This is a genomic window from Anabaena sp. UHCC 0204 (genome assembly GCF_009711975.1).
Lineage (GTDB): Bacteria > Cyanobacteriota > Cyanobacteriia > Cyanobacteriales > Nostocaceae > Dolichospermum.
This window is the reverse complement of sequence record NZ_VIKW01000002.1, coordinates 302800-328895: the sequence shown is the minus strand read 5'-3', so window position 1 is coordinate 328895 and position 26096 is coordinate 302800. Positions and strand designations below refer to the sequence as shown.

The window sequence follows — 26096 nt, the reverse complement described above, 5'->3', positions numbered from 1 at the left end:
TAACTACACTATTCTTTGCTGGTGTAAATGCTGATCAATGTGTTTTATCAACTTTGTGTGATGCCAATTTTTTAGGATATGACTGTATTTTAGTCAAAGATTGTACGGCTACAACCTCACCGGAATATTGTTGGTTAGCAACTTTATATAATGTGAAACAATGTTTCGGTTTTGTAACAGATTCGTCAGCAATTGTAACGGCGATTAATAATTAACAGTAGAAGTCAGGAATAGTGTCTGGCTTTGAATTTATATTTCGTACCTCAGTTATCTGCTGTAATTTAATTGAAGTAGAAAACACCAATTACCAATTACCCATTACCAATATGTACGCTACTAGCTGTGTAATTCCCATTATCAAATCTCCCAAAGATTATCAAGCTTATCGGATTAGTCCCCATAATTCTAACCGATTAGCAATTATCTTTGATTCCAGCAGTGCGAATACTTCTTTAACTTGTTGTGTGGAAATATTTGATGTAGGTGGACAAACACCACCAAATCGCCATCAATGGGCTGTAGAAATGTTTTTTATCCTCAAAGGAGAAGGAATTGCAATTTGTGATGGTAAACAAGTAGATATCAACGCTGGAGATAGTTTGTTAGTGCCACCGACAGGTACACATTTGATTAGAAATACTGGTGAAACTCGTCTTTACGCTTTGACAATTATGATTCCTAATGAGGATTTTTCGGAACTAATTCGCAGTGGTATTCCCGTAGAATTAGATGATGAAGATATGACTGTTCTAGGAAGACTAGATTCTTTTAAGTTTGTCTAATTTATTACCCGTCGGGCGACTGGAAGTCGCGGCTACAAAGACAAAACCCACCTACGTGGGTTAAGAGGATGCTTGAAAAGACTACAAAGATAAAACCCACCTGCGTGGGTTAAAGCCTTTAGTCCACGCAGGTGGACTTTGCTTGTGTAGTAGTGTAGTAGCGACTTCTAGTCGCCCTTTTAAAACTAATTTTTCTCAACAATTCCACCATTATCGATCGCACTATAAGTATCATTATTAACTAATCCTAACCAAGGATCAGAACTAGGAGTTAAAAACAATTCAGCATAAACTTTTTCATTCAGTTGATTAACATCTGATGTTGGCTTTTCGTCTATAAACCATTGATGAATTTGTCTATGTAACATATATTCATTTCTAACGGTATCTAAAGCCATGACAGTTTCAAAATTACGAATTACTTGAGATAAATCATTTTTATCTGTTGTATTTGGTAGCTTTTTATCTGCAATTAAAGCAATGCTATTTCTATCGAGTTTAGCATCATTTTGATATAGTCTCGCTAATCTATTCCAAGTTGCTTGATCAAGAATTTCTGAAGAAGTGTTTGATATTTCTGGTTGAATAGAATTAAGAATTGGTCTTTCGACAACAGACTTAGAAACTGCTAAAGAACCTGCTATTGCTGCACTAGGAAATGAACTAGAATTATTTGTGGGTTCTATTAAACGAGGTGGAGATTGAATCCCCAACTTTGATAAATCTGTTCTCCATTGATTTTGAATATGATCAAGACGGCGTTGATGATATTGCTGTAATAAATTGGTGTATTTTTCACCATTTTGTTTACCCAAATCTTTAGCTATTATTTGCGCTTGTTGGAGTTGTTTGAGAAAGGCTTTTGGTCCATAAAGTCCAGGAATAGCATCAATAGGACGACCAGAACTATCTAAAATATAATGAATACTATTACCTGTAATTGTCCTTTCTAATTTGCGTCCGTCACCAAAATCAATTGTTACTTTAGGAACAGGACGAACTGTTTGCCAATGTAAGATAAAATTTTCTCTTAATTGTTGAGAAATTTCCTGATTTGGATATAATGCTACTCTAAAAAATCGGCTATTAGCACAACTGAGGTCTGTATCTAATCTCCCTAATAATCGCAATGAAAGAATTGGTTTACCACTAATTTTAGCAGCGGTTTTAGCTTGTTCTAAATCTGTGTACCAATATAATTTGGAAGCATAACAATCTCGCTGTTGACACAATTGGTCTAAGGCTGTTTTAATTTGTGGTGAAGGTGGGGATGTTAAGTTATTAAGATAGGATTTGAGAAATGTTTGTAATCCTGTTTGTCCTTGCGTTCTTAATTTTGTAACTTCTTCATTTAAAACGGGATTTTGGCTATAACCTGGTTGTGAGAAAACAAAACTAGCCAGAATTAAAAAAAAGGGAATTTGTAAATTAGTAATTTTCATGGTTTTTACTTGATTTTTTATAGTTGTGAAAAAAGATTTTGCCAATTAATTGTAGTCTGTCTATCACCTTGATTCACTATTTCAAAAACTTTATTAACACAACTTTCATAAAATAAACTTTCTACACAACTTGCTGCAACATCAATGCGGCTAGTATCACCTGAAAGTGTGTCCCCTGTAACTAAGACGACGTTTAATTTACCTTGAGTTGTGGCTTGGAGAAGGGTATTGAGATCATAGGATGTATAAGGACCATCAGTTAAACGTCCTGGACGAATGATAGTATAAGGTAGTCCAGAATTGATAATAGCTTGTTCTCCTTTTTCTTTAGCATCAAGCACACCGAAAAGGTTGAGAATTGTAAAAGGAAATTGCTGTTTGCGAAGAATACCACAGGAAGAAACAAGCACGAAACGGGTTAAGTTTTGTGGTGCTACTGTGATGAGATTAATTACACCTTGAGTATCAACTTTAGTAGGGGTATTTTTGGCTTTATCTTCTAGGAATTGGGGATTAAATAAAGCCATTCCTAATTCGATGATGTTAGGGGTTTGATAAAATTCCCATCTATCGGAAGGAAAAGCACTAGTTCCTGTACAACAAATAATAGCGGTAATATTTGCCATTGCGGCTGTGAGAGTGCTGGGTTCGCAGATATTACCAATCGCAATTTCTACTTTGTCATTAAACATTTTTGTAGCTTTTTCTGCATCTCGTGTGAGAATGCGAACTGGTAAGCCTTTTTCTAATAGTTTAGCAACTACAAGCTGTCCGACTCCACCAGTAGAACCGATAACTAAGATGACATTTTCGGGAGAATTTTCAATGGTATTCATAATTTCAAATATTCTTTAATGATTCTTTAATTAAATAGGGACTAATTCTGTTAATTTTAAATCAAATCCATCACAATGTGAGTCTTACCTTTATGTCCATGAATTAGTTCAATTTGTTCCCATCCTCCTGTATACCAAGCTGTTGAAGCTGGTTGAGTTAGCCATTGCATGACAGCGATATCACCAAAACCTTGAAAGTGACATCCTACAGCAACTATACCAATTCCGCTGATGCCTGTCATATCTTTTTTCCTCACCAGTTTAAAACTTTGCAGATGATAATCATCGAGTGAGTTTTCACCAAAGATGATGTTTCTACCTCTTTTCTGTTGAAGTTCTTGAAAAGATTGGATACAAGGGAAAGTAGCATGACTAGAATAGGGTGAACTTCGAGCGATCGCTACCTGTCCATCTGGTAAGATAAAACCACCAGCTATAATATGTTGTGATGGTTTACGTTGAGGTTCAATTAACCAAAATATTTGCTGGTTTGGTTGCATAAGTATATATTTTTTGGGACAAAAATAGTATGTTTCTGAGAAAGGAAATATTTAGGAGCAAAATCATCAAAATTTAGTCAAATATTATACGGAAGTAGCAGTTAAATCAGTGAAAGAGTTACTAAAGGACAATGAATTTATAGTCAAGATTACTAAGATAGGTTTTGTTAATCTGAGACTATAAGTTTAAAATCGCAAACCCTAATTAACAAGGAATCTACACCATGACTCGCAAAACCTCTAAAATTATGCAACAATCGGGAGTTATTCCCTACCGAATACAAGATGGGAAAATTGAAGTTTTATTGATCACTACTCGTAGTCGTCAAGGTTGGGTGATTCCTAAAGGGGGACTTTGTAAAGGAATGAGTCCCCATGATTCAGCAGCAAAGGAAGCATGGGAAGAAGCAGGAGTTTTAGGTAGAGTTACAACCGAAAAACTGGGTAATTATAAGTATCGGAAACGGGGTAATACTTATGAAGTTAATTTGTTTTTATTACCTGTAGAAAAAGTCTTAGAAGATTGGCCAGAAGCGACTCAAAGAGAAAGACAATGGTTAGAAGTTAACCAAGCAGCTAAATTGGTAAAAGAAACTTCACTAAAAAAAATCATTCAAACTTCATGGGTAATGAGTAATTAGTTAAAAGTGAATGAGACTTTTAAATCATCTCAAAAGACAAATTATGACTTTTGAGAAAATCATGAGTGAAATGATCTTCTACATTTGTATCACTCAGTTCTAAATTGTAGAAATCTATAAACTCATCAGACTCATGATCAAAATATGGTCCTGCGTGCCAAGTTCCCGTTTCTAATTTAATAAAACAATTTCCCGGAATCCGAAAAGCAGCAATTTTTGATAATACAGGTTCATCAATTTCATTCTCAGGTGGACAAACTGCCATGAACCACTCTTTACCATCCAAAGAACCTAAACATTGAGTACATTTGATATGACGGGTAATGCTGTGAAATTGCCGTCCTTTTTCATGCAGCCGCATAATATAAAAACGGGGAATACCATTTTGTAAATTTAACTGTGCATCTTCTTGATCAAAATTCTTACCATCTACACTCGCATATATTACCTGTCCATAAGGCTGAAAATTTTCTGGTGTGATTAATTGAGACTGTAATTGTTGGATTGTTGGTAGTGCGTTCATAACTTCGTGACTAGATATTCTGAGAACTTGATTATATACACTTTAACAAAGCTTCTTTAAACTCTGCTGCTGTTTGAAAATAAATTTGCGGTTTTTCCTTTAAAGCTAAATCTATCACTTGTGCTAACTTTTTGGGAATATTATGATCACGCTGACTGATAGGTATTGGATTATTTTGTAAAACTGATAACCAAGGATCACCTGTAAAATTTCGGGGGAAATATCCTGTTAACATATTATATAAACAAGCTGCTGTTGCCCATATATCAACTTCTGGTAATGCGTTTTGAAAATTTAGTACCTGTTGACGAGGCATAAATGCAGGTGTTCCCATCTTTGTTTCTGTTAAAGTTTGTCCACTTAATCCAGCTAAATCAAAAGCTTTAGATAAAGCATAATCTCCAACTTTCACTACTATTTTATCATCATCTTCTGTGATAAAAATATTATTTGGTTTTATATCTTGGTGAATTAAACCTTTACCTTTCAGGAGACTACCATCAGATAATTTCATGTAGGGAAGATCCACTTCATGGGCATAGATCAAACCATCAAGAATTTGCAAAGTTATATCTACAGCAATATCAACAGATAAACGCCATCCTGATCTTTGCATTAAATCCCAAACATTCCCATCTTCACAATATTCCATAATAAAAAAGAAGACATTTTCTGCAAAGCCATAATCTAATAATTGGATGATATGAGGATGATTTAGAGTTTTTGTATTTTCTGTTTCTTTTAGAAACATTTTTACAGCCTGTTCTTGACTGACAACCGCAGGTAACATGATCTTCAGTGCGAAAAATCTATTGCTTTGAATATGCTGGACTAAAAAGACCGCACCAAACCCACCTTTACCTAATGATTTAATTAGACGGTATCCAGACAGAGATTGCAGTTCAGGATTACCATTTTTAGCTAAATCTAGCAGATTTTTGACAATCTTCAAAAAGTTGGGTTTTGTATTTTTTTCCTCAATAGATACATCTGGAGTTTTGTCTAATTGTGGTTCTGCTTCTACACCAATTTTAAACAGAATATCGCCTAACTTAATTTGATCACCGTCTTGTAAATTATATTCAGGAAAGTTTAATTTTACAGCTTCTTTTGCTGGTTGTTCTCGTTGTCTTTGTCCAATTTTTTTACCGTTGACAAAAGTACCGTTTAAACTTCCTAAATCTCGCACCCGAATATCTGGAGGGTTAATATCAAGTAAGCAGTGATAGCGGGAAATAGTCATATCAACTTTATCCGCTATTTGCAAGTTGCAATCATCGTTTCTGCCAATGATACAGGTACTGCGAGATGCAAAAATATATTGTTTTCCAGACAGTTTACCCTGTGTGATGGTGAGTATAATTTTAGATGACATTTTTAATAGTTAAGAATTCAACTTTGAACTAATGCTTATGCAAAGTCAATTTCTGTAGCATAGCAGATTCTTGGTAGCTTAGAGAAGTCGGAAACACAGCAGAATCCAGAATTGTAGAGACGTTTCCCTGTAACGTCTCTACCTGCATAGATAACAATATCTAATGGGACTTACACCATTTCTTTTTGAGGGTGTGCCAAATAAATTTTGTAGAGCCGAGAATCCTCACCTATGGAATGTCTCTACAGCAACTAAGTACGCTGAAGTAACAGTTTGTATTGCAACTGTAAAGTTTTTATAGGAAATTTTAAAAAAGATGAATTTAAAATATTTAACTCACATTAATATTCACATCAGGAAAAGCCAAAATGGATAAATCTTAATTTTTCACTAATGTCTGTAAATCTTGATAAATTCCCTAAATAGTATTTCTATATGCTTCTATAATTCCCTTTAATTAAATGTACTTCACTACATAGCTATTATTACGATTATTTTTGACAATAAACTAAATCATTAAATTGAAAAGATGAGCCTTTTTTCGTTAGTATTTTTAATTCTGAAACCAAGTTTTGATTAGGGTCAAAACGTGTCTTTGTTTTTTGCGTAATATTTTTGGTACTTATAAATCGCCACTCGTAATCTTTGAGAAAATTTTGATGATTCCAAAATGACTGACCAATTTGCCGACAATAGGCGACAAAACACTCTGCTCCTTTAAGTTGTGCAATAATATCTCTCATTGATCCTCCTTTACTCGCCTTCATTTCAATACAGAGAATTACCTTTTTCTTAACAGTATTAGCAATGATAATAAAGTCGGCACGTTTGCATTCACCACTATTTCCTTTAAAAATCGTATCAGGTGACTTAAATTCATCTGCATTGATAATTATGACATCATCATCATTAGGCATCCCATAAATAGTTACATAGTAATTGGGAGGTTTAGGCTCTTTGAGGATGACTTTATTGCGTCCGTAGAGATCATTTTCTAATGATACTGTAGCGGTTTCTTTTATCATTTCTTTCAAGATAGCAATATCAGACATTACTCCTCACCCCAAACAATTGCTTCCTGAATCCGGTTCATCGTTTCGATAGTTGTATCAAAACTCCGAGCTTCAATACCCAATTCTGGGTTTATATCGGCGGGTGTAAGAGTTTGACATTTAGTTTTTCTTGTGTTTCCCTCTAGTTTTATATCTGCTTCTTCCGCAATATAAACTTTGATTTTTTCAGCAGCAATCAGTTCTTCTGTCCGATAACCTTCTTGTTCAGCAATTCGCTTGAGATGAAGTTTATCATGATTAAGCATGATCAGGATATTCAGTTCTTTAATAATGTAATCACTGTGGGTAGTGATAAAAACTTTAATACCAAGGTTTACCAATCGAGCAAAAAGCCGTGCAACTCGGCGTTGATTTTCAGGGTGTAGATTTAATTCAGGTTCATCTACCATCAATAAATCACCATGTTGAGCTTCATGTCTTAGATAAAAGCCGATATCTAATAAAGAACGCACGGCACTAGAACTTTCATCCATAGAAAGTTTAACCCGTTTACCCTTCGGCACATAATAAAGCTCATCGTTGCGGGTGACGGTATATTCACCACCAATAATATCAGTAAAATCAGCCAGTACATCAGGATATTTATCAGTAATGAAACTATTTTTTTTAATAATGGTTTCAAGTTTACGAGTAAAATCTACATTCGTTTTTATCGGTAGAGCATAATCATCATACTCTTTAAGTAGAAGTTCCATTGTATCAAGATTTTTGTCAGCTTGACCCATTTCTTCTAGTAAACGATTTTTTGCAAAATTCAATTCTTTGCGAAAAATAGCCGCACCAGTTCGTTCGGCACTAGCAATAAAAGGACGAGGAAAAAATTGATCAAAAATAATGTCTTTTATGGCATCAGAAATTATACGCTCAATGATTTCAGCAGGGATTTTTACCTTGTCTTTTTCCACAAGGAGAGTAACAACTAATTCTGTATTTTCTTCACTTTTGGTAATTGAAAAAAGTTCTGCATTAGCTGCTCTCATTGTCAGATCAAATTTGCTTGCTAAATTAATATTCTCATTTTTTATTTCTAGGCTGATATTAAACTCAGTTTGTTTAAATTTGTCAGTTGGTGCTGCAAAAATTTTCGGTAATTCCTGAGTATAACTGTGACAGGCTTTAGTTATAATTTGCTCAGTTTTTTTGACATATTCTTGTATATCAAGATGAATTACTCCGTCAGCGAGAAGTTTCTCGATTTTATCATTGTTGATTTGAATCGAAAGCATTCGTCGCCAAGTATATAAAAAGCCAAATAAGGCATAAGTTGCGTAAGTTTTTCCGGTATTGTTGCCACCACAAATGATCGTCAAGTCACCAAGAGTAAATTCGGCTTCTCGTAAAGCACCAAGATTTTTGACTTTAATTTTCATGTCTGTATTCCTTTAATTATCAGCCATTGACTCATGCTATTACTCTCCAATTATATTCTCCCAGATGTAGGTTGAGTTTCCTTCCGTCAACCCAACATGATTAATATTGTTGTTGGGTTGCGCTGTCGCTACGAAATTAAACTCCAGTAGTTTCTGAAATTGCCCCTTGCATTTTGATGAAAGTTTCGATTAAAGTCTGCAATTGTTGATCTGCTTTGAATACTCCTAAACCTCTTGCTGTCACTTTTCCAGGAGAATAAACAAATCTTGTTTTCATGTTGGAAGTTAGTTTTTCTGCTAATAAATTCCAAGCTGGTTCTTCCATTGGTGTTTCTAAAACAATGTGTTGTTTATTCTCTGGTTTAATACGGCTAAATCCGAGATTTTTGGCTAATTGTTTTAATTCCATCACTCGCAATAATTGATTTGCGGGAACTGGGATAGCACCATATCTATCAGTCCATTCAGCAGCAATTTGTTTTAATTCATATTTTGATTTTGCAGTGGCAACAGCGCGATATGCACTCATTTTTTGATCAAGATCAGTAATGTAAGTAGAAGGAATAAATGCGGTGAGATTAAGGTCAACTTGAGTATCTTCAACTTTGGGTATTTCTTGACCTCTAATTTCTCGAATTGCTTCTTCTAACATTTCCATATACAAATCAAATCCGATTGCATCCATTTGACCAGATTGTTCTGCACCTAGCAAGTTTCCTACACCGCGAATTTCCATATCTCGCATTGCTAATTGATATCCAGAACCGAGTTGAGTAAATTCTTGAATTGCTCTTAATCTTTGTCTAGCTGCATCAGATAATTCTCGTTGTTTGGGGTAAAATAACCATGCGTGAGCTTGAATACCGGCACGTCCTACACGACCCCGTAATTGATATAATTGAGATAAACCAAAACGATGAGCATCTTCAATTAAAATTGTATTAACTCTGGGAATATCTAAACCAGATTCAATAATTGTTGTACAAACAAGAATGTCAGCGTCATTATTTCCGAAAGTGAGCATGGTTGATTCTAACTCGCTTTCGTCCATTTGACCATGGGCGATCGCAAATCTTCCTCCTGGTACCATTTCCCGCAAATTTGCAGTGGTTTCTTCAATTCCATCTACTCGCGGTACTACATAAAAAACTTGTCCACCCCGATCTAATTCTTGACGAATTGCACTTCTGACAATGTCGGGGTTTAAAGGTGCGAGATGGGTTTGGATTGGTCTTCTAGTGGGAGGTGGAGTGGTAATTAAACTCATTTCCCGAATTCCAGATAAAGACATATATAAGGTTCTGGGAATAGGAGTTGCAGAAAGAGTTAAAACATCAACTTGCGTTTTTAGACTTTTGATTTTTTCCTTTTGATTAACTCCAAATCTTTGTTCTTCATCAATTACTAAAAGTCCTAAATCTTTAAATTGGACACTTTTGCCTAATAATTGATGTGTCCCCACAACTATATCTAATTCTCCAGTTGCAAGGCGTTTTTGAATATTGCGTTTTTCTTCAGCACTACGAAACCGATTGAGTAAACCGACATTCACAGGATAAGGGGCAAAACGTTCTTTAATTGTGTGATAATGTTGTTGAGTTAAAATCGTCGTTGGTGCTAAAAGTGCAACTTGCTTTCCTGCGGTGACAGCTTTAAAAATCGCCCTAATTGCTACTTCTGTTTTCCCAAAACCCACATCTCCACATACTAACCGATCCATCGGTCTTTCACTTTCCATATCCCGTTTCACATCTTGTACCGCTTTTAGCTGATCTGTGGTAGGTTGATAGGGGAAAGAATCTTCCATTTCTTGTTGCCAAGGCATATCTGTGGGATAAGAAAAACCTTCTTGTTGCGATCGCGCTGCATACAATTTTAACAAGTCTACGGCTAGTTTTTTAATCGCTTTTCGGACTTTATTCTTAGTATTATCCCAAGCTTTTCCGGTCATTTTATGCAGTTCTGGGGGTTTATCTACATTAGTCCTAAACCGGGATAAAGAACCAACTTGATCAGCAGCAACTCTTAATAAACCATCTGCATATTGTACAACTAAATAATCACGGGTTTCATCATTAATTGTTAAACTTTCTAACTTGACAAATTTACCAATACCATGACTACGATGAACAACATAATCTCCCTGACGTAATTTATTAGGATCTACTTGTTTAGATGTCGCTTGACGACGTTTACGGACATAGCCAAAATTAGCTAAAGAATGTTGTCCATAAAATTCTCTATCGGTGACAATAACCAAACGGTAAGAAGGTAAAATAAAACCTTCTAATTCTGCTAAACCGGAATATTTAAGAGCTATTGGGATATGATTAATTTGCAGTTTATCAATAGCTTGGAAATCGCGGGGATTGGGGATAAATTGAGCAGGACAATCATGTTCTTGGAGAAGAGAAACAGAACGGGAAGGTTGAGCAGAAATTATCCAAACTGCAAAATTGCGATCGCGTTCTTGTCTAATTGTCTCCGCTAATTTAGCAAATTGATGAGGTGTGACAGGTAAAGGTCTACTAGCTAAATTCAGTCCAGTATTTTCTTCCGACAATTCCGATAAATATAACTTTTTAAAATTCCCAATTTCCCCTATACACTCATCAAAAGACCGATGAATCTTAGTTAATGCAAATGACAAATGTACGGGCGAAGCATTTGGAGAACTATTTTTTACAACCACCGATAATTGATCTTCCCAATGCTTCGCCCCTACGGACCATTGACTTTCAGCATTTTCTACCCAGCGATCGCTATGAGCATAACATTGTTCTGGTTCATCAATAGCAACAAGAGTATTTTTTGGTAAATAGTCCAGCAATGAAGCAGGTTTTGCAAAAGCCAACCCCAAAAACCGCCGACTTCCTTCTTCTAGAGACGTTCCATTGAACTTTTCTACATTTTCTGTAAGTGCTGTGTTGATAATTGGTGAAAAACTGGTGGGGGTGAGGGTGATTTTTTCCACCTTATCCAGGGCAGAACGTTGCGTAGAGGGGTCAAATTCCCGAATTTGTTCAATTTCGTCTCCAAACCACTCTAAACGCACAGGCAACTCGGAAGATACCGGAAACACATCCACAATATCCCCCCGTCTACTCCATTGTCCTTCTGTTTCCACCAAAGGAACTCGTTCATAACCCAAAATCGTGATTTTTTCGCCAAACCCATCTAAATCAAATTCCATCCCCTTTTCCAAAGTCACACAAAATGATTTAAACGCCTCCGGTGGTGGTAAATGTGGCTGCAACGCCCCCACAGTCGCAATTATGGCAGTTTTTTGTTTTGACAACTGACCACTGACAACTGACGACTGACAACTGACCAAATCAGCCAAAACTTGCATTTGACCCCAACTGAGTTCATTTTCAGGGTCAAAAGGTTCATAAGGAGAAGCTTCAGAAGTGGGGTAAAAATGGACAGTTTTCCACCCCATTGCTTCCATTTGGGCGAAAACTCGGCCAGCTTCCTCCAGAGTGGCACAGATCACACATAAATTCTGATCTTCATAGTTTGCTAATGCTGAAGCGACCATTCCCTTGGGGAGACGAGAAATACCATTTAACCGCAATTCCTGTTGTTTGTTGAGTTTAGTAATAAGTTCTGCGGTGAGAGGCGATCGCGCCAAAGCACGCACAATGGAAGAAAAGGCCATAAGTTTTACGCTAAATTGGAAATCGTTGTAGATACAAAAATCTAGAAGCAGTTTATATCAACCATTTTAAAAGTTTTAACCCCACTCTTGACGATGAATGGGAAAGAATCAAGCTTAACTACTACTTTGTGTATATTCAAAGTATTTAGAGAATCACCTTAAATATTAGATACTAAGGAAATAATTAATATCGGCTGAATTTTCATCCCCAGATACATCTACTCTTTATAGCGACAATTTTAAAAATGTCTTCCATCAGTTTTGAAATTTTAACGATTTTGGTGCTAATTTTAGCGAATGGGATATTTTCCATGTCTGAAATGGCCGTAGTCTCAGCCCGGAAAGTCAGACTACAGCAGTTAGCCAATCAAGGAGATGTCAACGCCAATGCTGCATTGAGATTAGCAGAATCTCCCAACCATTTTTTGTCTATTGTTCAGGTGGGAATTACACTCATTAATATCCTCAATGGTGTCTTCGGCGGTGCTACCATTGCCAAAAGACTAGAAGAGTATATTAAGCCAATCCCCACTTTAGCCAATTATAGTCATGCGATCGCTGTAGGGATAGTGGTTTTAATTATTACCTATCTTTCCCTGATTGTCGGTGAACTTGTCCCCAAACGCCTCGCTTTAAACAACCCCGAAAGAGTAGCCGCTTTGGTAGCTATACCTATGAGTGCTTTAGCTAAACTAGCTTCTCCTATAGTTTATCTTTTAAGTGCATCTACAGACTTAGTATTACGGATTTTGGGAATTACACCTTCTACTGAACCCCAAGTCACAGAAGAAGAAATTAAAATTTTAATCGAACAAGGGACGGAAGCCGGAACATTTGAAGAAGCCGAACAGGACATGGTAGAAAGAGTTTTCCGGTTAGGCGATCGCCCTGTCACCTACTTAATGACACCCCGCCCTGATATAGTTTGGTTAGACTTAGACGACTCTTCCGAAGAAAACCGCTACAAAATGATGGAAAGCGCCTATTCTCGATATCCCGTTTGTCAAGAAGGATTGGATAATGTCCTTGGTATCATTCCTGTCACCGATTTATTAGCGAGAAGTTTACGCAACGAACCCTTAGACTTAACTCTTGGATTACGTCAACCCGTATTTGTCCCCGAAAGTACCCGCGGTTTAAAAGTCTTAGAATTATTTAAACAAACCGTTACTCACATGGCCTTAGTCGTAGATGAATACGGCGTAATTCAAGGATTAGTCACTCTTAATGATATTATGAGTGAAATCGTCGGTGATGTTCCCGCAGAACCAGGACAAGACGAACCCCACGCTGTACAAAGAGAAGATGGTTCTTGGTTAGTAGATGGAATGTTAGGAATAGAAGAGTTTTTAGAACTTTTTGGTATGGAAGAGTTAGAAACTCAGGAAAGAGGAAATTATCAAACATTAGGCGGTTTTGTCATCACCCATTTAGGGCGCATTCCCACAGCCGCAGATCATTTTGAATGGGATGGTATGCGTTTTGAAGTTATGGACATGGATGGAAACCGAGTTGATAAAGTGTTAGTTGCACCCAAGGTAAGTCATAATGAGTAAGGGAATAATCCCCTAATTTCCGAAAAGCAATCACAAAACATTGAAGATAACAGTTGGAAAAGAAAACTTTCCGGCAATGATCAATCTCTACTACACAAACAAAATCCACAAAAATGGACTTTTGAACCCACGAAGGCGGTCACTGAGCTTGTCGATAGCGTAGCGTGGCGTTAGCCATAGTGTGGGTTTTGTCTGTGTAGCCGCGACTTCTAGTCGCCCAGAGAAGCTTTTCCAACATCCTCTGAGAACATTTTTTTGTTACTATCACAAATGTCTTAACCAAGGTAGACGCTAATGAAATCTCCTCATGAACATAATCAAGACATTCAACGTCAGGTAGAAAAGCGACTGCAAGAAATGGATGATCAAATCCATGCTATTGATGCACCTTTTTATCAAACCCAGAAACATCAACCAGAACCATCTCAAAAACCTTGGCTGAAAAAATTAATTCTCGGTGGTAAGTTTTTTGGACTAGCTGTTGCAACTTTAGTTGCTGTCAGAGTAGCTTCAGCTTTAGCAGGAATTGTTATTTTTGGGGCTTTGGTTTTTCTAGTTTATAAACTCTTCCTAGAATCAAAATTCAAAAAACCTTAAATAACCCTTGTTAACCAAATCTAAAAACTTCATCAATTCACGTTTTTAATCTCTATTCAAGGTTGATAATTAATAATGGACAATGCTTAATAACCCAGATTCAAGAATATTCTGATCTTCTTCTAATCCTTCCTTCTTCCTTCTTCCTTCTTCCTTCTTACTTCTTCTCTGTCACCTGTTACCTGTCACCTGTCACCTGTCACCTGTCACCTGTCACCTGTCACCTGTCACCTGTCACCTGTCACCTTCTTCCCTGTCACCTTCTTAAAGAATTACCATGAATTATCAAGTTGGAACTGATAAATTTATCAATGATTTAGAACGGGTTTCTCAAGTTCGTTCAGAAATTTCTATTTGTTTAAGTAAAATCGCCGATACCATTAATCAAGCCGAATTAGCTGGAGATAACTCATCTGGTAAACTGAGTTTAACAAGAGATATTGAAGACATTACAGCCGCTAGTAAAAATCTCAAAAATGGTGTCTTCCGGCTTTTAGTTTTAGGCGACATGAAACGGGGGAAAAGTACATTTCTCAACGCTTTAATTGGTGAGAACTTATTACCCAGTGATGTAAATCCCTGTACAGCAGTATTAACAATCCTCCGCTATGGGGCAGAAAAAAAAGTTACTATTCACTTCAATGATGGCAAAAGTCCCCAACAGCTAGACTTTCAAAGCTTTAAATATAAATATACCATAGATCCAGCCGAAGCAAAAAAGTTAGAACAGGAACAAAAACAAGCATTTCCTGATGTTGATTATGCTGTAGTTGAGTATCCTTTAACTTTACTAGAAAAGGGCATTGAAATCGTTGATAGTCCAGGTTTGAATGATACAGAAGCCCGAAATGAATTATCTTTAGGATATGTGAATAACTGTCATGCAATTCTATTTGTGATGCGGGCTTCTCAACCTTGTACATTAGGTGAAAGACGTTATTTAGAGAATTATATCAAAGGACGGGGTTTATCAGTTTTCTTCTTAGTTAATGCTTGGGATCAGGTAAAAGAATCATTAATTGATCCTGATGATATCGAAGAATTAACATCAGCAGAAACGAGACTCCGACAAGTATTTAAAGCCAATTTAGCCGAGTATTGTTATGTAGATGGACAAGATATATATGATGAAAGAGTCTTTGAACTATCTTCAATTCAAGCACTAAGACGCAGATTAAAAAATCCCCAAGCTGACTTGAGTAAAACAGGTTTTCCAGAGTTTATGGGGGCATTAAATACCTTTCTGACGAGGGAAAGAGCGATCGCTGAATTGCGTCAAGTCAGAACCTTAGCTAGACAAGCTGTAAACCATACCTGTGAAGCCATTGACAGACGGATTCCCTTACTAGATCAAGATGTAGATGAATTAAAAAAACGTATTGATTCTGTTGAACCTGAATTTACTAAACTCAATCATATCCGTGATCAATTCCAAAAGGAAATCATCAACACGAGTGATTCTCAAGCACGAAGCATATCTGAATCTTTTCGTAGCTATGTTTTAAACTTAGGAAATACCTTTGAAAATGATTTCTTGCGCTATCAACCAGAATTAAATTTGTTCGATTTCTTAAGTAGTGGAAAACGAGACGCTTTTAACAACGCACTCCAAAAAGCCTTTGAACAATATATCACAGATAAATTTTCCGCATGGACTTTAACTGCTGAAAAAGACATGAATACAGCATTTAAAGAATTATCTAACTCTGCTGCACAATATGGTGCTTCTTACAATCAAGTAACTAACCAAATCACCGAAAAATTAACTGGACAAAAAGTGAATGTGAATACCCATTCTACCACAGAAGATGATAACTCTCCTGGTTGGGCAAAATGGGCAATGGGTTTATTATCTTTATCTAGAGGTAACTTAGCTGGTGTCGCTTTAGCTGGTGCAGGTTTTGATTGGAAAAACATTCTCTTAAACTACTTTACTGTTATTGGTGTTGGGGGAATAATTACCGCAGTTACAGGTATTTTTCTCGGTCCAATTGGTTTTGCTTTGTTAGGTTTGGGAGTAGGAATTCTCCAAGCAGATCAAGCTAGGAAAGAGTTAGTTAAAACTACAAAAAAAGAGTTAGTAAAATATCTTCCCCAAGTAGCAAACGAACAAGCACCCATTGTTTATGATGCGGTAAAAGAATGTTTTACTACTTATGAAAAAGAAGTAAGTCAGCGGATTAATGATGATATTGCTTCTCGAAAATCGGAATTAGATAATCTCCTCCAACAGAAAAAAACACGAGAAATTAATCGAGAAAGTGAATTTAAACGCTTTAAAAATTTACAAGAAAACATCATCGAACAATTGCAAAAAATCGAAACTGCTTACAGCAACTTATTAGCTTATTACAGCTAATTAAAAGTAGGTTGGGTTGACGCAAGGAAACCCAACACCAGATTTTTTTCTCACGCAGAGACGCAGAGGCGCAAAGTAAGAAGAAAATGGAGAAATAAGAGTATTACTAAAATGTAGTTGACAAATAAGATCATGCAACAAAAATATCAACGTTATCAGGAATTAACAGACACTTTAAAATCTACTTGTAGAATCTTGAATTTAGATCGGAATTCCCAACTACATCAAGATATCACTTCTATTTGTCATCATTTAGCTAATCCTAATTTTCAAATTGCAGTATTTGGACCTTTTAATCATGGTAAGTCAACTTTACTAAATGCAATCTTAGGAAATCGGACTTTACCCATTGATTTAATCCCCACAACAGGTGCAGCAATTACCGTTAAATATGGTACAACTGTCCGCACTCGGATTATGTTAATAGATGGTACAGAAATCTATCGCAGTGGTACAGAAGTTTTACAACAATTTGCCATTTTAGACGACAATAGACAGATGCGAAAAGATGTTGCGTCTGTCGAAGTTTTTTGTCCCCATCCTTTTTTAGAAACAGGAATAGAATTTGTTGATTTACCTGGAACTAATGATAGAGAAGCACAAGATAATTTAGTAAAAGATCGGTTATTAGGTACAGATTTAGTTATTCAATTATTAGATGCAAGGAAACTAATGACTTTAGGAGAAAGAGAAAATCTCCGCGATTGGTTATTAGATAGGAATATTAAAACTGTTATTTTTGTAGCAAATTTTCTCAATTTACTCGAACCAGAAGAACAGAAACAAGTCCAAAATCGCTTACTATTTGTAGCTGAAAGTTTTCGCGCTGATTTACCTCCAGGTTTTAGTAATTTATATCGAGTTGATGCTTTACCTGCTTTACGCGCTAGATTAAAAGGTGATGTTGCACTTGCAAATAGTAGTGGTTTAGCAGCTTTTGAAACTGCTTTGCAAAATCTAGTTGGAATTTTACAGCAAAATTCTAGTAATGTGCGTTTACCAAGGGTACAAACTGTATCTTCTCAATTGCAAGCTTTATTTTTTGATAAAATTTCTAATTCTTCTCAAACAATTAAAACTTTTGATGATAAAGAAAATGCTAAAATAGAAATTAATAAAAAAGCTCAAAATCTAATTTACCAAGGTTTTAAAACCAGTATTTATGAATTAGAAACTTGGTTATCTTTACCTAATTTACTCAAGAAATACCAAGCTGATGTTGCAGTTGCACTTGCTGAAAATAATTTGCACTCTTGGCAAACAGGCACTTTTAAAAAAGACTTGACAGAATTACAAAACTCTGTAATGAAATGGCTATATCAAGCTTATAATTTTTTTAAATCAGAACGTCCAGAAGATTTAAAAATTCCTTTTCCTCATCCACCTCAATTAACTTTACCTGAAAAACAAAATAATTCAAATGATTTAACTGAACCAGGTTCTCTAGCTGTTGGTGGTGGTATTGGTTGGTTATTGGGTGGTCCAGTCGGCGCTGCTGTGGTGGGAAGTATTTCTTATATTTTAAATAAAAACTTACAAAAACAGGATGAACAATCAGCTAAAGATTCTTATAATCAACAAGTTGCCAAAATTTGTATAGCTGCGGCTGAAAAATATTTATCTAGTTTTAGTAGTCAAGGTTTATCTATTTTAGCTGAATATGAAAAGAAATCAGGAAAAGTAATTTACTTTGAAGTTAGTCAAGAACCAGTGGAAATTACTCAACAAAGGGAAAATTTACAAAAATTGCAAAATCAATTTAATCAGTTATTAGGAGAGTTACAAAAAGCGAATATCACCAGTAAATATCCACCTTATCAAAATCAACCTAAATCTACAAATTCTCAAATCCCCAAACAACAATTTTATCCACCTCCAAAAGAAAATACTCATCGAAATCCAGACAGAAAGGTAGAATCACCACGTCAGGGAAATACTCCTCCCAAAGTAGAACCACTGCGTCAGCAAGTTTATACCCCACCACCAAACCCTGCTGAGGTAGAAGCAAAATTTCGGGCTTGGGAAATTGAACAAGAAATAGCGCAAATAAAAGCTAATATGAAATCACCTGGTGCAAATCAAAAGTCACAAAATCAGCCCAAAACACCAGCACAAAAAGATAAAATTACTTACGCTTATAGAGTTTTAGGGTTACAACCTAGTGCTTCTTTTCTGGAAGTGAAACAAGCTTATAAAACATTAGTAAAAAAATGGCATCCTGATTTATTTGTTAATCAACCACAAATGCAAAAACAAGTTCAAGAAAAGATGAGGTTAGTAAATGAAGCTTACAGTATTTTAGAGAAAAATAATGATTAATTGCAGGTAAATAAACTATATTTTTTGATCATATTTCCATAAACTATCAACAGTCACAAAATTATACCCTTGTTTTAATAATTGGGGAATTAAAATATTAATAGTTTCTGCCACATCTTTCCCCCCAAAATAACCATCATGTAACACAATTAACGAACCGTTTTTAACTTGCTTCATCACTCGTTCTACGACAACATTTACACCAGGAAGAACCCAATCTTCAGGAACTACACTCCACATAACTGGACGATAATTCCACCTTTGAAATAACTTTAATGTTCCCGGTGTGAAAAACCCATTAGGAGGACGCACATCTCGCACTAATTCAGGTGGTAAATTACAAGCATTGTAAATAGCAACTTGAGTTTTTTCTAAACTTTGTTGTAGTTGCGTTGGGGAAAGCAGAGGAAAAGAATCATGTTCATAACCATGTAACCCAATCCAATGTCCTTCTTCGCTGACTGTTTTCGCAATTTCTGGAAACCGATTTACACAATTTCCTAACCAGAAAAAACTAGCGGTAATATTGTAACGTTTTAAAACCGCTAATACTTGGGGTGTGTATTGGGGATGAGGTCCATCATCAAAAGTCAAGGAGATACTCTTGCTGCTTGAGTTTCCACCCCATAGACAATGGGGAAAAGTGGGTTGGAGAAGCCGATAAACAAAGGGAAATAGGGGAGCAAATTCCATTATTAAAAATAAATTTGTAACAAAAACTGTAACAACAACCTAATTTATGATCACACTGGTTTAAATTGGGAAAAAATCTGCGGGTAATCCCTGGACTCAAGATGATGTTGTTCAAAGATATTCGAGATTATCAAATTCTGTTTCTGAGTTTATTTCTGATTTTGGGAATTGGAACACGAGACTGGACACTACACCCAGAACTGATTGGTGTGGCGATCGCCTCCTGCATCATAACTCAAATCATCTTCTCATTGCTCACCAAATCCCCAGAAGTAATTAATCTCCGTAGTCCTTTAATTACCTCTCTGGGACTGAGTTTACTATTACGCGCAGATCATTGGACAACAATGGCCTTAGCTGGATTTGCAGCCATAGCGAGTAAATTTATTTTCCAATCTGGGGAAAAGCATTTCTTCAACCCTGCCAATTTTGGCATTATTGCTGTTCTTACCCTTACTAATGATGCTTGGGTTACACCAGGACAATGGGGGGAAGAATGGTGGTATGCGTTGTTATTTGCAGGGACTGGAGGCATGATTTTACAGCGTGTTGGTCGTTGGGATACTACTGCCGCTTTTTTAGGTGCTTATTCCCTCTTAGCAGCCATCAGAAATATGTGGTTAGGTTGGACTTGGGATGTTTATTTCCATCATTTAATGAGTGGATCTTTCCTGTTATTTGCTCTCTTTATGGTGACAGATCCCCGGTCAATTCCTAACGCCCCGATGAGTCGAATTATTTGGGCAATATCTATTGCTTTCTTAACGTTTATTTTGCGGAATTATTTCTTTATACCCACTGCTGTATTTTGGGCTTTATTTGCCCTTGCCCCATTGACTATTTTCTTAGATAAATTCTGGGTTAAACCTAGATTTTACTGGAATAATCAAGCAGAAACTCACCAATTAACTATCATCAATTAAGGAATTAAAATGCAACTATTTCGCCTATTCATGCCCTTAATATCTGCACTTTTGGCGGTGCTGTGTTTTGCACCTACAGCTTGGGCTTTTTGTGGTTTTTATGTAGCTAAAGCTGATGCAAAACTATATAACCAAGCTTCACAAGTCGTAATTGCCAGAGATGGAAATCGCACCGTTTTAACAATGGCTAATGATTTTCAAGGTGAAGTTAAAGATTTTGCAGTTGTGATTCCTGTTCCTAGCGTATTGAAAAAAGAACAAGTTCATGTTGCTGAACCAAAAATTATTGAGAAACTAGATGCTTTTAGCGCCCCCAGATTAGTTGAATATTTCGATTCTGACCCCTGCGCCCCAGAACAAATGATGTCACGTATGCCAGTACCATCAGCAGCAGTAAGAATGAGAGGTGTAGCTAATGAAATGGAGAAAGATAGCAGTTTAGGAGTGACTGTTGAAGCCAAATTTAATGTTGGTGAATATGATATTGTCATCCTCAGTGCGAAGGAATCTGGTGGACTAGAAATTTGGCTAAATCGCAATGGTTATAAAATTCCTAAAGGGGCAAAAGAATTACTTAAACCCTATATTCGTTCTTCCATGAAATTCTTTGTTGCTAAAGTCAACTTAGATAAATTTGCCGAATCAGGTTATCAATTACTGCGTCCTTTACAAATTTCCTACGAATCACCTAAGTTTATGTTACCGATTCGTTTAGGAATGATTAATGCTACTAAGGAACAGGATTTAATTGTTTATATTCTCTCACCCCAAGGACAGGCAGAAATTACTAATTATCGCACTGTTAAAGTTCCTTCAAATATGAACATTCCTGTTTTTGTGAAGAATGAATTTGGTGATTTTTATAAATCTTTATTCCAAACTTCCTACACCAAAGAAGATAAAAAAGTTGGATTTTTAGAATATGCTTGGGATATGAGTAGTTGTGATCCTTGTTCTACTGAACCATTAAATAATGAAGAATTAAAACAAGCGGGTGTTTTTTGGTTGGATAATAATAGTGATAGACCAATATCTCCCGGTTTTCGTTCTCGTTTCCCTAGTAGTGGTGTTTTTATTACTCGGTTACACGTCCGCTATAGCAGAAATAAGTTTCCCGAAGATTTGATGTTTCAAGCAACTTCCCAGAGGGAATCTTTTCAAGGACGTTATGTTTTACAACACCCATTTACAGGAAATCTTCAATGTAGTGCGGGGAAAAAATACAAAAGTTCTTTAAACCAGCGATTTGAAAAAGAAGCCCAAACTCTAGCTAGACTCACTAACTGGAATATTCAAAATATTCGCCAAAAAATGCAATTTTCTGGAGAAAATCTTTCTACTTCTTGGTGGGATAATTTCTTAGCTTGGTTGGGTATGTAGCAATACTGCAAAGTTGGGTTTTCTTAACCCAACCTTATATCTTGGAGATATTTTGAAGGTGAATATAGCAGTCCTATTGGAATTATGAACGGATTTTTTTTAACGATAGCGAAGCGTGGCGTTAGCCATACCGCTCCAGACGCAGAGTTCGCAGAGGAAGAGAAGGAATAGATGTGATACCTACGGTACGCTTTGCGAACACATCTCATTTAGGATTGCTATAGCGCATCAAAATCGAAGAAACAATGGTCAATTATTTGAATCATCTAGCGGGGCTTTTCAACGGCTTGGCAACACTCACAAGGCTGATGAATGCCTATTTTTAGCCCGTCAAAACAAGCAACTGATTAGAAGTTTAGGAGAATAAAATGAAAGAGTATATTATCAGAGATTTGGTTAATTTTCCTCTAGAGGTTGGTAACTTTGATAAATATTTCTATGAAGCTAAAAAGCAATTAATAGAATATCTAGAAAGCAGTAAAAAAGAGTACAAAAAACGGAAACTGCAAGAAATAGAATGTATTGAGCCGTTAGAATCAGCTAATAATTTCATTCATTATAATTTCATTTTTGATGCTGAAGATTATTGTGTACAGCTTTTCAAAACCAATAGGAAAGATATAGCCAAAGGTAATATTTTTGAGTATTCTTATAAGCATTCCAATAATGAATTTAATAGAGTTAAAATAGGATGTTGGAACGTAGGTTTAACAAGGATGTTCTGGTTGAACGTTGAGAAAGCAAAGGAATATTTAATTTCTGAGAGCAAAGATTTAATTAATCAGCATCCCAAAAGCATAATCATGTTTGAAGCCGAGAAGGATATGTTTAAAAAAGATGTGATTTTAGGCTTTAGATTTAATGAGAATATTGCTTATTCTGTATTCTGCAAGCAGACTAAAGGCTATGCAGAGCCTTATAAGATACTGGATAGGTATTTTAATACTAGGGAAGTTAGGACGCTATTTAAAGAGGAATTAGGGGCAGATAGTTAATTAAAAATGTGATTAGTCCTTTGAAGCTGGTTAGAGAAGGCACTGCGAAAAAGAGAGAACAATTAATCTATAGAACCCATTTGACAAAAAATTTCCCATTCTGCATCAGTCAGGTTGCTGGAATACGCCATTAGCATTGAATTGTAGATGCTCAGGAGTACCTTAATTCAGAACCTTATAAGATGTCAAATGGGTTCTATAGCAATCCTAAATCTCTTAACCTTCTTTAATGATTTGTTTAATGGGAATTTCTATCCAGAATTCTGTACCTATTCCTGGTTGTGAATTACATTTCAAAATACCAGAGTGTTTTTCTACGACAATTTGGTAACTAATTGATAGCCCTAAACCAGTACCTTTGCCCACTGGTTTGGTAGTAAAAAATGGGTCAAATACTCTAGATGCTAAACCTCCAACCATTCCTGGTCCATTATCAGCAATAGTAATAATGGCAGTTTTGATATTGTTGACTTCTCCTACCCTAGTTTTGATAGTAATTTGACAATGATGAGGCGTTTCTGATTCTGGGACTCGATAATTTTCTAACGCATCAATTGCATTACTCAGAACATTCATAAATACTTGATTTAGCTGTCCAGCATAACAATCAACTAGTGGTAAATTGCCATATTCTTTAATTACTTCAATGCCTTTATTTTCTGGTCTGGCTTTGAGACGATGTTGTAAAATTAATAAGGTGCTATCTATACCTTCATGGATATTGACATCTTTCATTTCTGCTTCATCAAGACGGGAGAAACTCCGTAAAGATAGAACAATTTGCCGAATTCTATCAACTCCAACTTTCATGGAAGACAATGTTTTTGGAAAGTCTTCCATGAGAAATTCTAAATCTATTTCTTCTGATGCTTCCAAAATCTCATCACTAGGTTCAGATAATTCTTGTTGGTAAAGATTGAGAATCTTCATCAAATCCTCTGAGTATTCATTAATATGAACGAGGTTGCCACAAATAAAGTTAACTGGATTATTGATTTCATGGGCAACCCCAGCTACTAATTGACCCAAAGAAGACATTTTTTCAGTTTGAATTAGTTGGGCTTGGGTAGCTTGTAAATTATGCAGGGCATGGGTTATTTCTTCAGCTTGTTGTTGAGTTTTTATTAAGAGGTTAGCTTGTTGAATTGCTACCCCAAGTTGTCCAGCAATTTGACTAATAAAGTTAATTTCTGTCTCTTTCCATTGCCGGGGTCCAGAATGTTGATAGCTACAAAGTAAACCCCAAAGTTTTTTACCGACAAAAATAGGAGCTAATACAAAAGCATGAATTTGAAACTGTTCTAAATTATCAACATGACAGGGTGCAAATCCCATTTTGTAGATGTCATCTACAGCAAATGTTTCGTTATAACGATAACGTCCACCTTCTGTATCTTGTAAATAGGTGTCATTCCAAATGGTATTAATACCAAGTTTAGATTCATTAAACCAATTAGGACTAGCGGCTTCAAAATCCCCAACAAATTCTCCACCCCAATCAGCACTAAAACGATAAACAGAAACCCGATCTGCTTTAATTAATTGACAAACTTCTTTTGTCGTCGTTTGAAAAATAGTATTTGTATCCAGAGATTCTCTAATTTTGTTGATAACTCCAAATACAGCTTGTTGTTGTTCTCCAGTTCTTCGCATTTCTAAGGTGCGTTTTTGAACTTGTTTTTCTAAACTATCATTAAATCCCTGTACCTGTTGATAAAGTTCATATTGTTGAATAGCGGAAGCAAAATGTTTACTAATATCTGTGGCTAATTCTATTTCTTCATGAGTCCAATTTTGAGGTTGTCCATGTTTAGATTCCCGCCAAATTTCAAAAGATAATCGAGGATAAAGTTGTCTATTATCAGGATCAAATTGACCAGCCCAAAGGGTTTCTGTATCTATTTCATTACGAAAAATACTTAAATATCCGACTAATTGCTGGCGATAATGGAGGGGAATCATTAAAATGCTGCGAATTTTTGTCGGTTTAAAAGCTAGTTGAACAATGCGTAAATTGGGGTTTTGATAAATATCATCAATTGCCCAAACATCATATTTACCTGTTTTATAATGTTCCTGCCAAACACTATACTGCTCTAATAATGGATAGATATTAGATTCAGGAATTACTGGCTGTTGTCCATAAGTATAAACACGGATGCGATCGCTGCCAGGGATTAAACATTCTGGTAAACTTTTAAAGGTGCTGTGAATGAGATCGAAGGCATTATCTCTCAGACACAATCTCCCTCCTACGCCATGAAAGGCAGTTACCGCTGCTTCTAAAGCCGGTTCTAAGACTATGGTAGGGAGGGAATGGAGGAGGGTGGCAATGCGGTTAACAATGGCTTCTCGTTCGGCTCTGGCGCGGGTTTGGGCGAGGAGATTACTGTGAGCGATCGCTACAGATAACTGTTCAACTACCATCTGCATTGCGTCTAGTTCATACTCGACAACTTCACGGGCTTGGGAATGATGAGATACCAACAAACCCCACAGTTGATCTTCATGAATAATCGGCGCAACTACAGAAGATTTTACCCCCATTGCTGTTAAATATTCTACGTGGCATGGATCTACAGGACGGTAATAAATATCTTCATATCTATTATCTTCTCTTGCTAAATTTGATACAGAACTCTGACCAATTTGCTGAGAATCCACATTGACGACAGAACGCACCCGTGATTGAATGAACATTTCCCTCGCATGGAGGGGAATATCATCAGCGGGAAAATTTAACCCCAGTAAAGATGGTAAACGATTTTCATAAATTGACTCAGCAATTACCTGTCCACTTTGATCTCCATTAAACCTATAAATCATCACTCGGTCAGTTCCCAACAAGGAACGTACTTCAGCGGTAGTTGCTGTAATAATATCTTCTAATTCTAATGACTGACGGATACTATGTGTAATCCGACGGAGTAAAGTTTCTTGAGCCATACCAGTTCCTAAATTTAGTGTGGGTATGTCAGTGATATTTTTCATAATATAAAAATAATAGATTTCTGCTTAATATTATACAATCTGAATAAAGATATTTTCAGACTTTCCTCTCCGGCTTGTCT

At 36.2% G+C, this 26096-nt stretch carries 20 protein-coding genes; 10 read left to right on the top strand and 10 right to left on the bottom strand.

Annotated features, from left to right (window positions below; translation table 11 throughout):
- Together FJR04_RS02940 and FJR04_RS02935 are read left to right on the top strand one after the other, a co-directional pair.
- The coding region (locus FJR04_RS02940; RefSeq protein WP_168491644.1) for a cysteine hydrolase family protein at positions 1-215 on the top strand (215 nt) is incomplete at its 5' end.
- A gap of 111 nt (positions 216-326) precedes the next feature.
- The gene (locus tag FJR04_RS02935) at positions 327-782 is read left to right on the top strand and encodes a cupin domain-containing protein (protein WP_168491642.1); all 456 of its coding nucleotides are present in this window, start codon (positions 327-329) and stop codon (positions 780-782) included.
- Between the two features lie 185 nt (positions 783-967).
- Here FJR04_RS02935 and FJR04_RS02930 read toward each other — a convergent pair whose 3' ends face one another.
- Genes FJR04_RS02930 through FJR04_RS02920 form a run of 3 tightly spaced genes read right to left on the bottom strand, consistent with a single transcriptional unit; the run spans position 968 to position 3560 of the window.
- Complete coding sequence (locus tag FJR04_RS02930; RefSeq protein WP_168491641.1) at positions 968-2224, bottom strand: hypothetical protein; 1257 nt, start codon at positions 2222-2224, stop codon at positions 968-970.
- A 17-nt stretch (positions 2225-2241) separates the two neighbouring features.
- Positions 2242-3060 (bottom strand): SDR family oxidoreductase, encoded by an 819-nt coding sequence (locus FJR04_RS02925; protein WP_168491639.1) that lies wholly within the window; start codon positions 3058-3060, stop codon positions 2242-2244.
- 56 nt (positions 3061-3116) lie between these two features.
- Positions 3117-3560, bottom strand: coding sequence for a hypothetical protein (locus FJR04_RS02920; RefSeq protein WP_168491637.1), 444 nt, complete (start codon positions 3558-3560; stop codon positions 3117-3119).
- Between the two features lie 224 nt (positions 3561-3784).
- Here FJR04_RS02920 and FJR04_RS02915 point away from each other — a divergent pair, with 224 nt between their 5' ends.
- A complete protein-coding gene (locus FJR04_RS02915) occupies positions 3785-4201 on the top strand; it encodes an NUDIX hydrolase (protein WP_168491635.1) in 417 nt (138 codons plus the stop codon).
- 19 nt (positions 4202-4220) lie between these two features.
- Here FJR04_RS02915 and FJR04_RS02910 read toward each other — a convergent pair whose 3' ends face one another.
- The 5 genes from FJR04_RS02910 to mfd all read right to left on the bottom strand — a co-directional run bounded on the left by FJR04_RS02910 (position 4221) and on the right by mfd (position 12203).
- Entirely contained in the window at positions 4221-4724 is a 504-nt protein-coding gene (locus FJR04_RS02910) for an ureidoglycolate lyase (RefSeq protein WP_168491633.1), read from the bottom strand.
- A gap of 31 nt (positions 4725-4755) precedes the next feature.
- The gene (locus tag FJR04_RS02905) at positions 4756-6099 is read right to left on the bottom strand and encodes a protein kinase (RefSeq protein WP_168491632.1); all 1344 of its coding nucleotides are present in this window, start codon (positions 6097-6099) and stop codon (positions 4756-4758) included.
- Between the two features lie 491 nt (positions 6100-6590).
- A complete protein-coding gene (locus FJR04_RS02900) occupies positions 6591-7151 on the bottom strand; it encodes a hypothetical protein (RefSeq protein ID WP_168491630.1) in 561 nt (186 codons plus the stop codon).
- The gene (locus tag FJR04_RS02895; protein WP_168491628.1) at positions 7151-8542 is read right to left on the bottom strand and encodes an AAA family ATPase; all 1392 of its coding nucleotides are present in this window, start codon (positions 8540-8542) and stop codon (positions 7151-7153) included. Before FJR04_RS02895 ends, FJR04_RS02900 begins: the two co-directional genes overlap by 1 nt.
- Before the next feature lie 136 nt (positions 8543-8678).
- On the bottom strand, positions 8679-12203 hold the full coding sequence (gene mfd / locus FJR04_RS02890) for a transcription-repair coupling factor (protein ID WP_168491627.1): 3525 nt from the start codon (positions 12201-12203) through the stop codon (positions 8679-8681).
- 245 nt (positions 12204-12448) lie between these two features.
- Between mfd and FJR04_RS02885 the strand changes: the two genes are divergently transcribed.
- The 4 genes from FJR04_RS02885 (at position 12449) to FJR04_RS02870 (ending at position 19034) form a co-directional block, all read left to right on the top strand.
- Complete coding sequence (locus tag FJR04_RS02885) at positions 12449-13759, top strand: hemolysin family protein (RefSeq protein WP_168491625.1); 1311 nt, start codon at positions 12449-12451, stop codon at positions 13757-13759.
- A 294-nt stretch (positions 13760-14053) separates the two neighbouring features.
- Positions 14054-14356: a hypothetical protein gene (locus FJR04_RS02880; RefSeq protein ID WP_168491623.1), complete on the top strand. Its 303-nt coding sequence runs from the start codon at positions 14054-14056 to the stop codon at positions 14354-14356.
- Between the two features lie 277 nt (positions 14357-14633).
- Entirely contained in the window at positions 14634-16715 is a 2082-nt protein-coding gene (locus FJR04_RS02875) for a dynamin family protein (RefSeq protein WP_168491621.1), read from the top strand.
- Positions 16716-16847: 132 nt separating this feature from the next.
- Positions 16848-19034, top strand: coding sequence for a dynamin family protein (locus FJR04_RS02870; RefSeq protein WP_168491619.1), 2187 nt, complete (start codon positions 16848-16850; stop codon positions 19032-19034).
- A 15-nt stretch (positions 19035-19049) separates the two neighbouring features.
- Here FJR04_RS02870 and FJR04_RS02865 read toward each other — a convergent pair whose 3' ends face one another.
- Positions 19050-19727, bottom strand: a complete 678-nt coding sequence (locus FJR04_RS02865; RefSeq protein WP_168491615.1) for a polysaccharide deacetylase family protein — start codon at positions 19725-19727, stop codon at positions 19050-19052.
- A 104-nt stretch (positions 19728-19831) separates the two neighbouring features.
- Between FJR04_RS02865 and FJR04_RS02860 the strand changes: the two genes are divergently transcribed.
- The 3 genes from FJR04_RS02860 to FJR04_RS02850 all read left to right on the top strand — a co-directional run bounded on the left by FJR04_RS02860 (position 19832) and on the right by FJR04_RS02850 (position 23025).
- Positions 19832-20650, top strand: coding sequence for an RnfABCDGE type electron transport complex subunit D (locus FJR04_RS02860; protein ID WP_168491673.1), 819 nt, complete (start codon positions 19832-19834; stop codon positions 20648-20650).
- 9 nt (positions 20651-20659) lie between these two features.
- Complete coding sequence (locus tag FJR04_RS02855; RefSeq protein WP_168491613.1) at positions 20660-22030, top strand: DUF2330 domain-containing protein; 1371 nt, start codon at positions 20660-20662, stop codon at positions 22028-22030.
- A 368-nt stretch (positions 22031-22398) separates the two neighbouring features.
- Positions 22399-23025, top strand: coding sequence for a hypothetical protein (locus tag FJR04_RS02850; RefSeq protein ID WP_168491611.1), 627 nt, complete (start codon positions 22399-22401; stop codon positions 23023-23025).
- Positions 23026-23241: 216 nt separating this feature from the next.
- On the opposite strand, the gene FJR04_RS02845 is transcribed toward FJR04_RS02850, so the two are convergent.
- Positions 23242-26016 (bottom strand): GAF domain-containing protein, encoded by a 2775-nt coding sequence (locus tag FJR04_RS02845; protein WP_254445185.1) that lies wholly within the window; start codon positions 26014-26016, stop codon positions 23242-23244.
- Positions 26017-26096 lie beyond the last annotated feature (80 nt).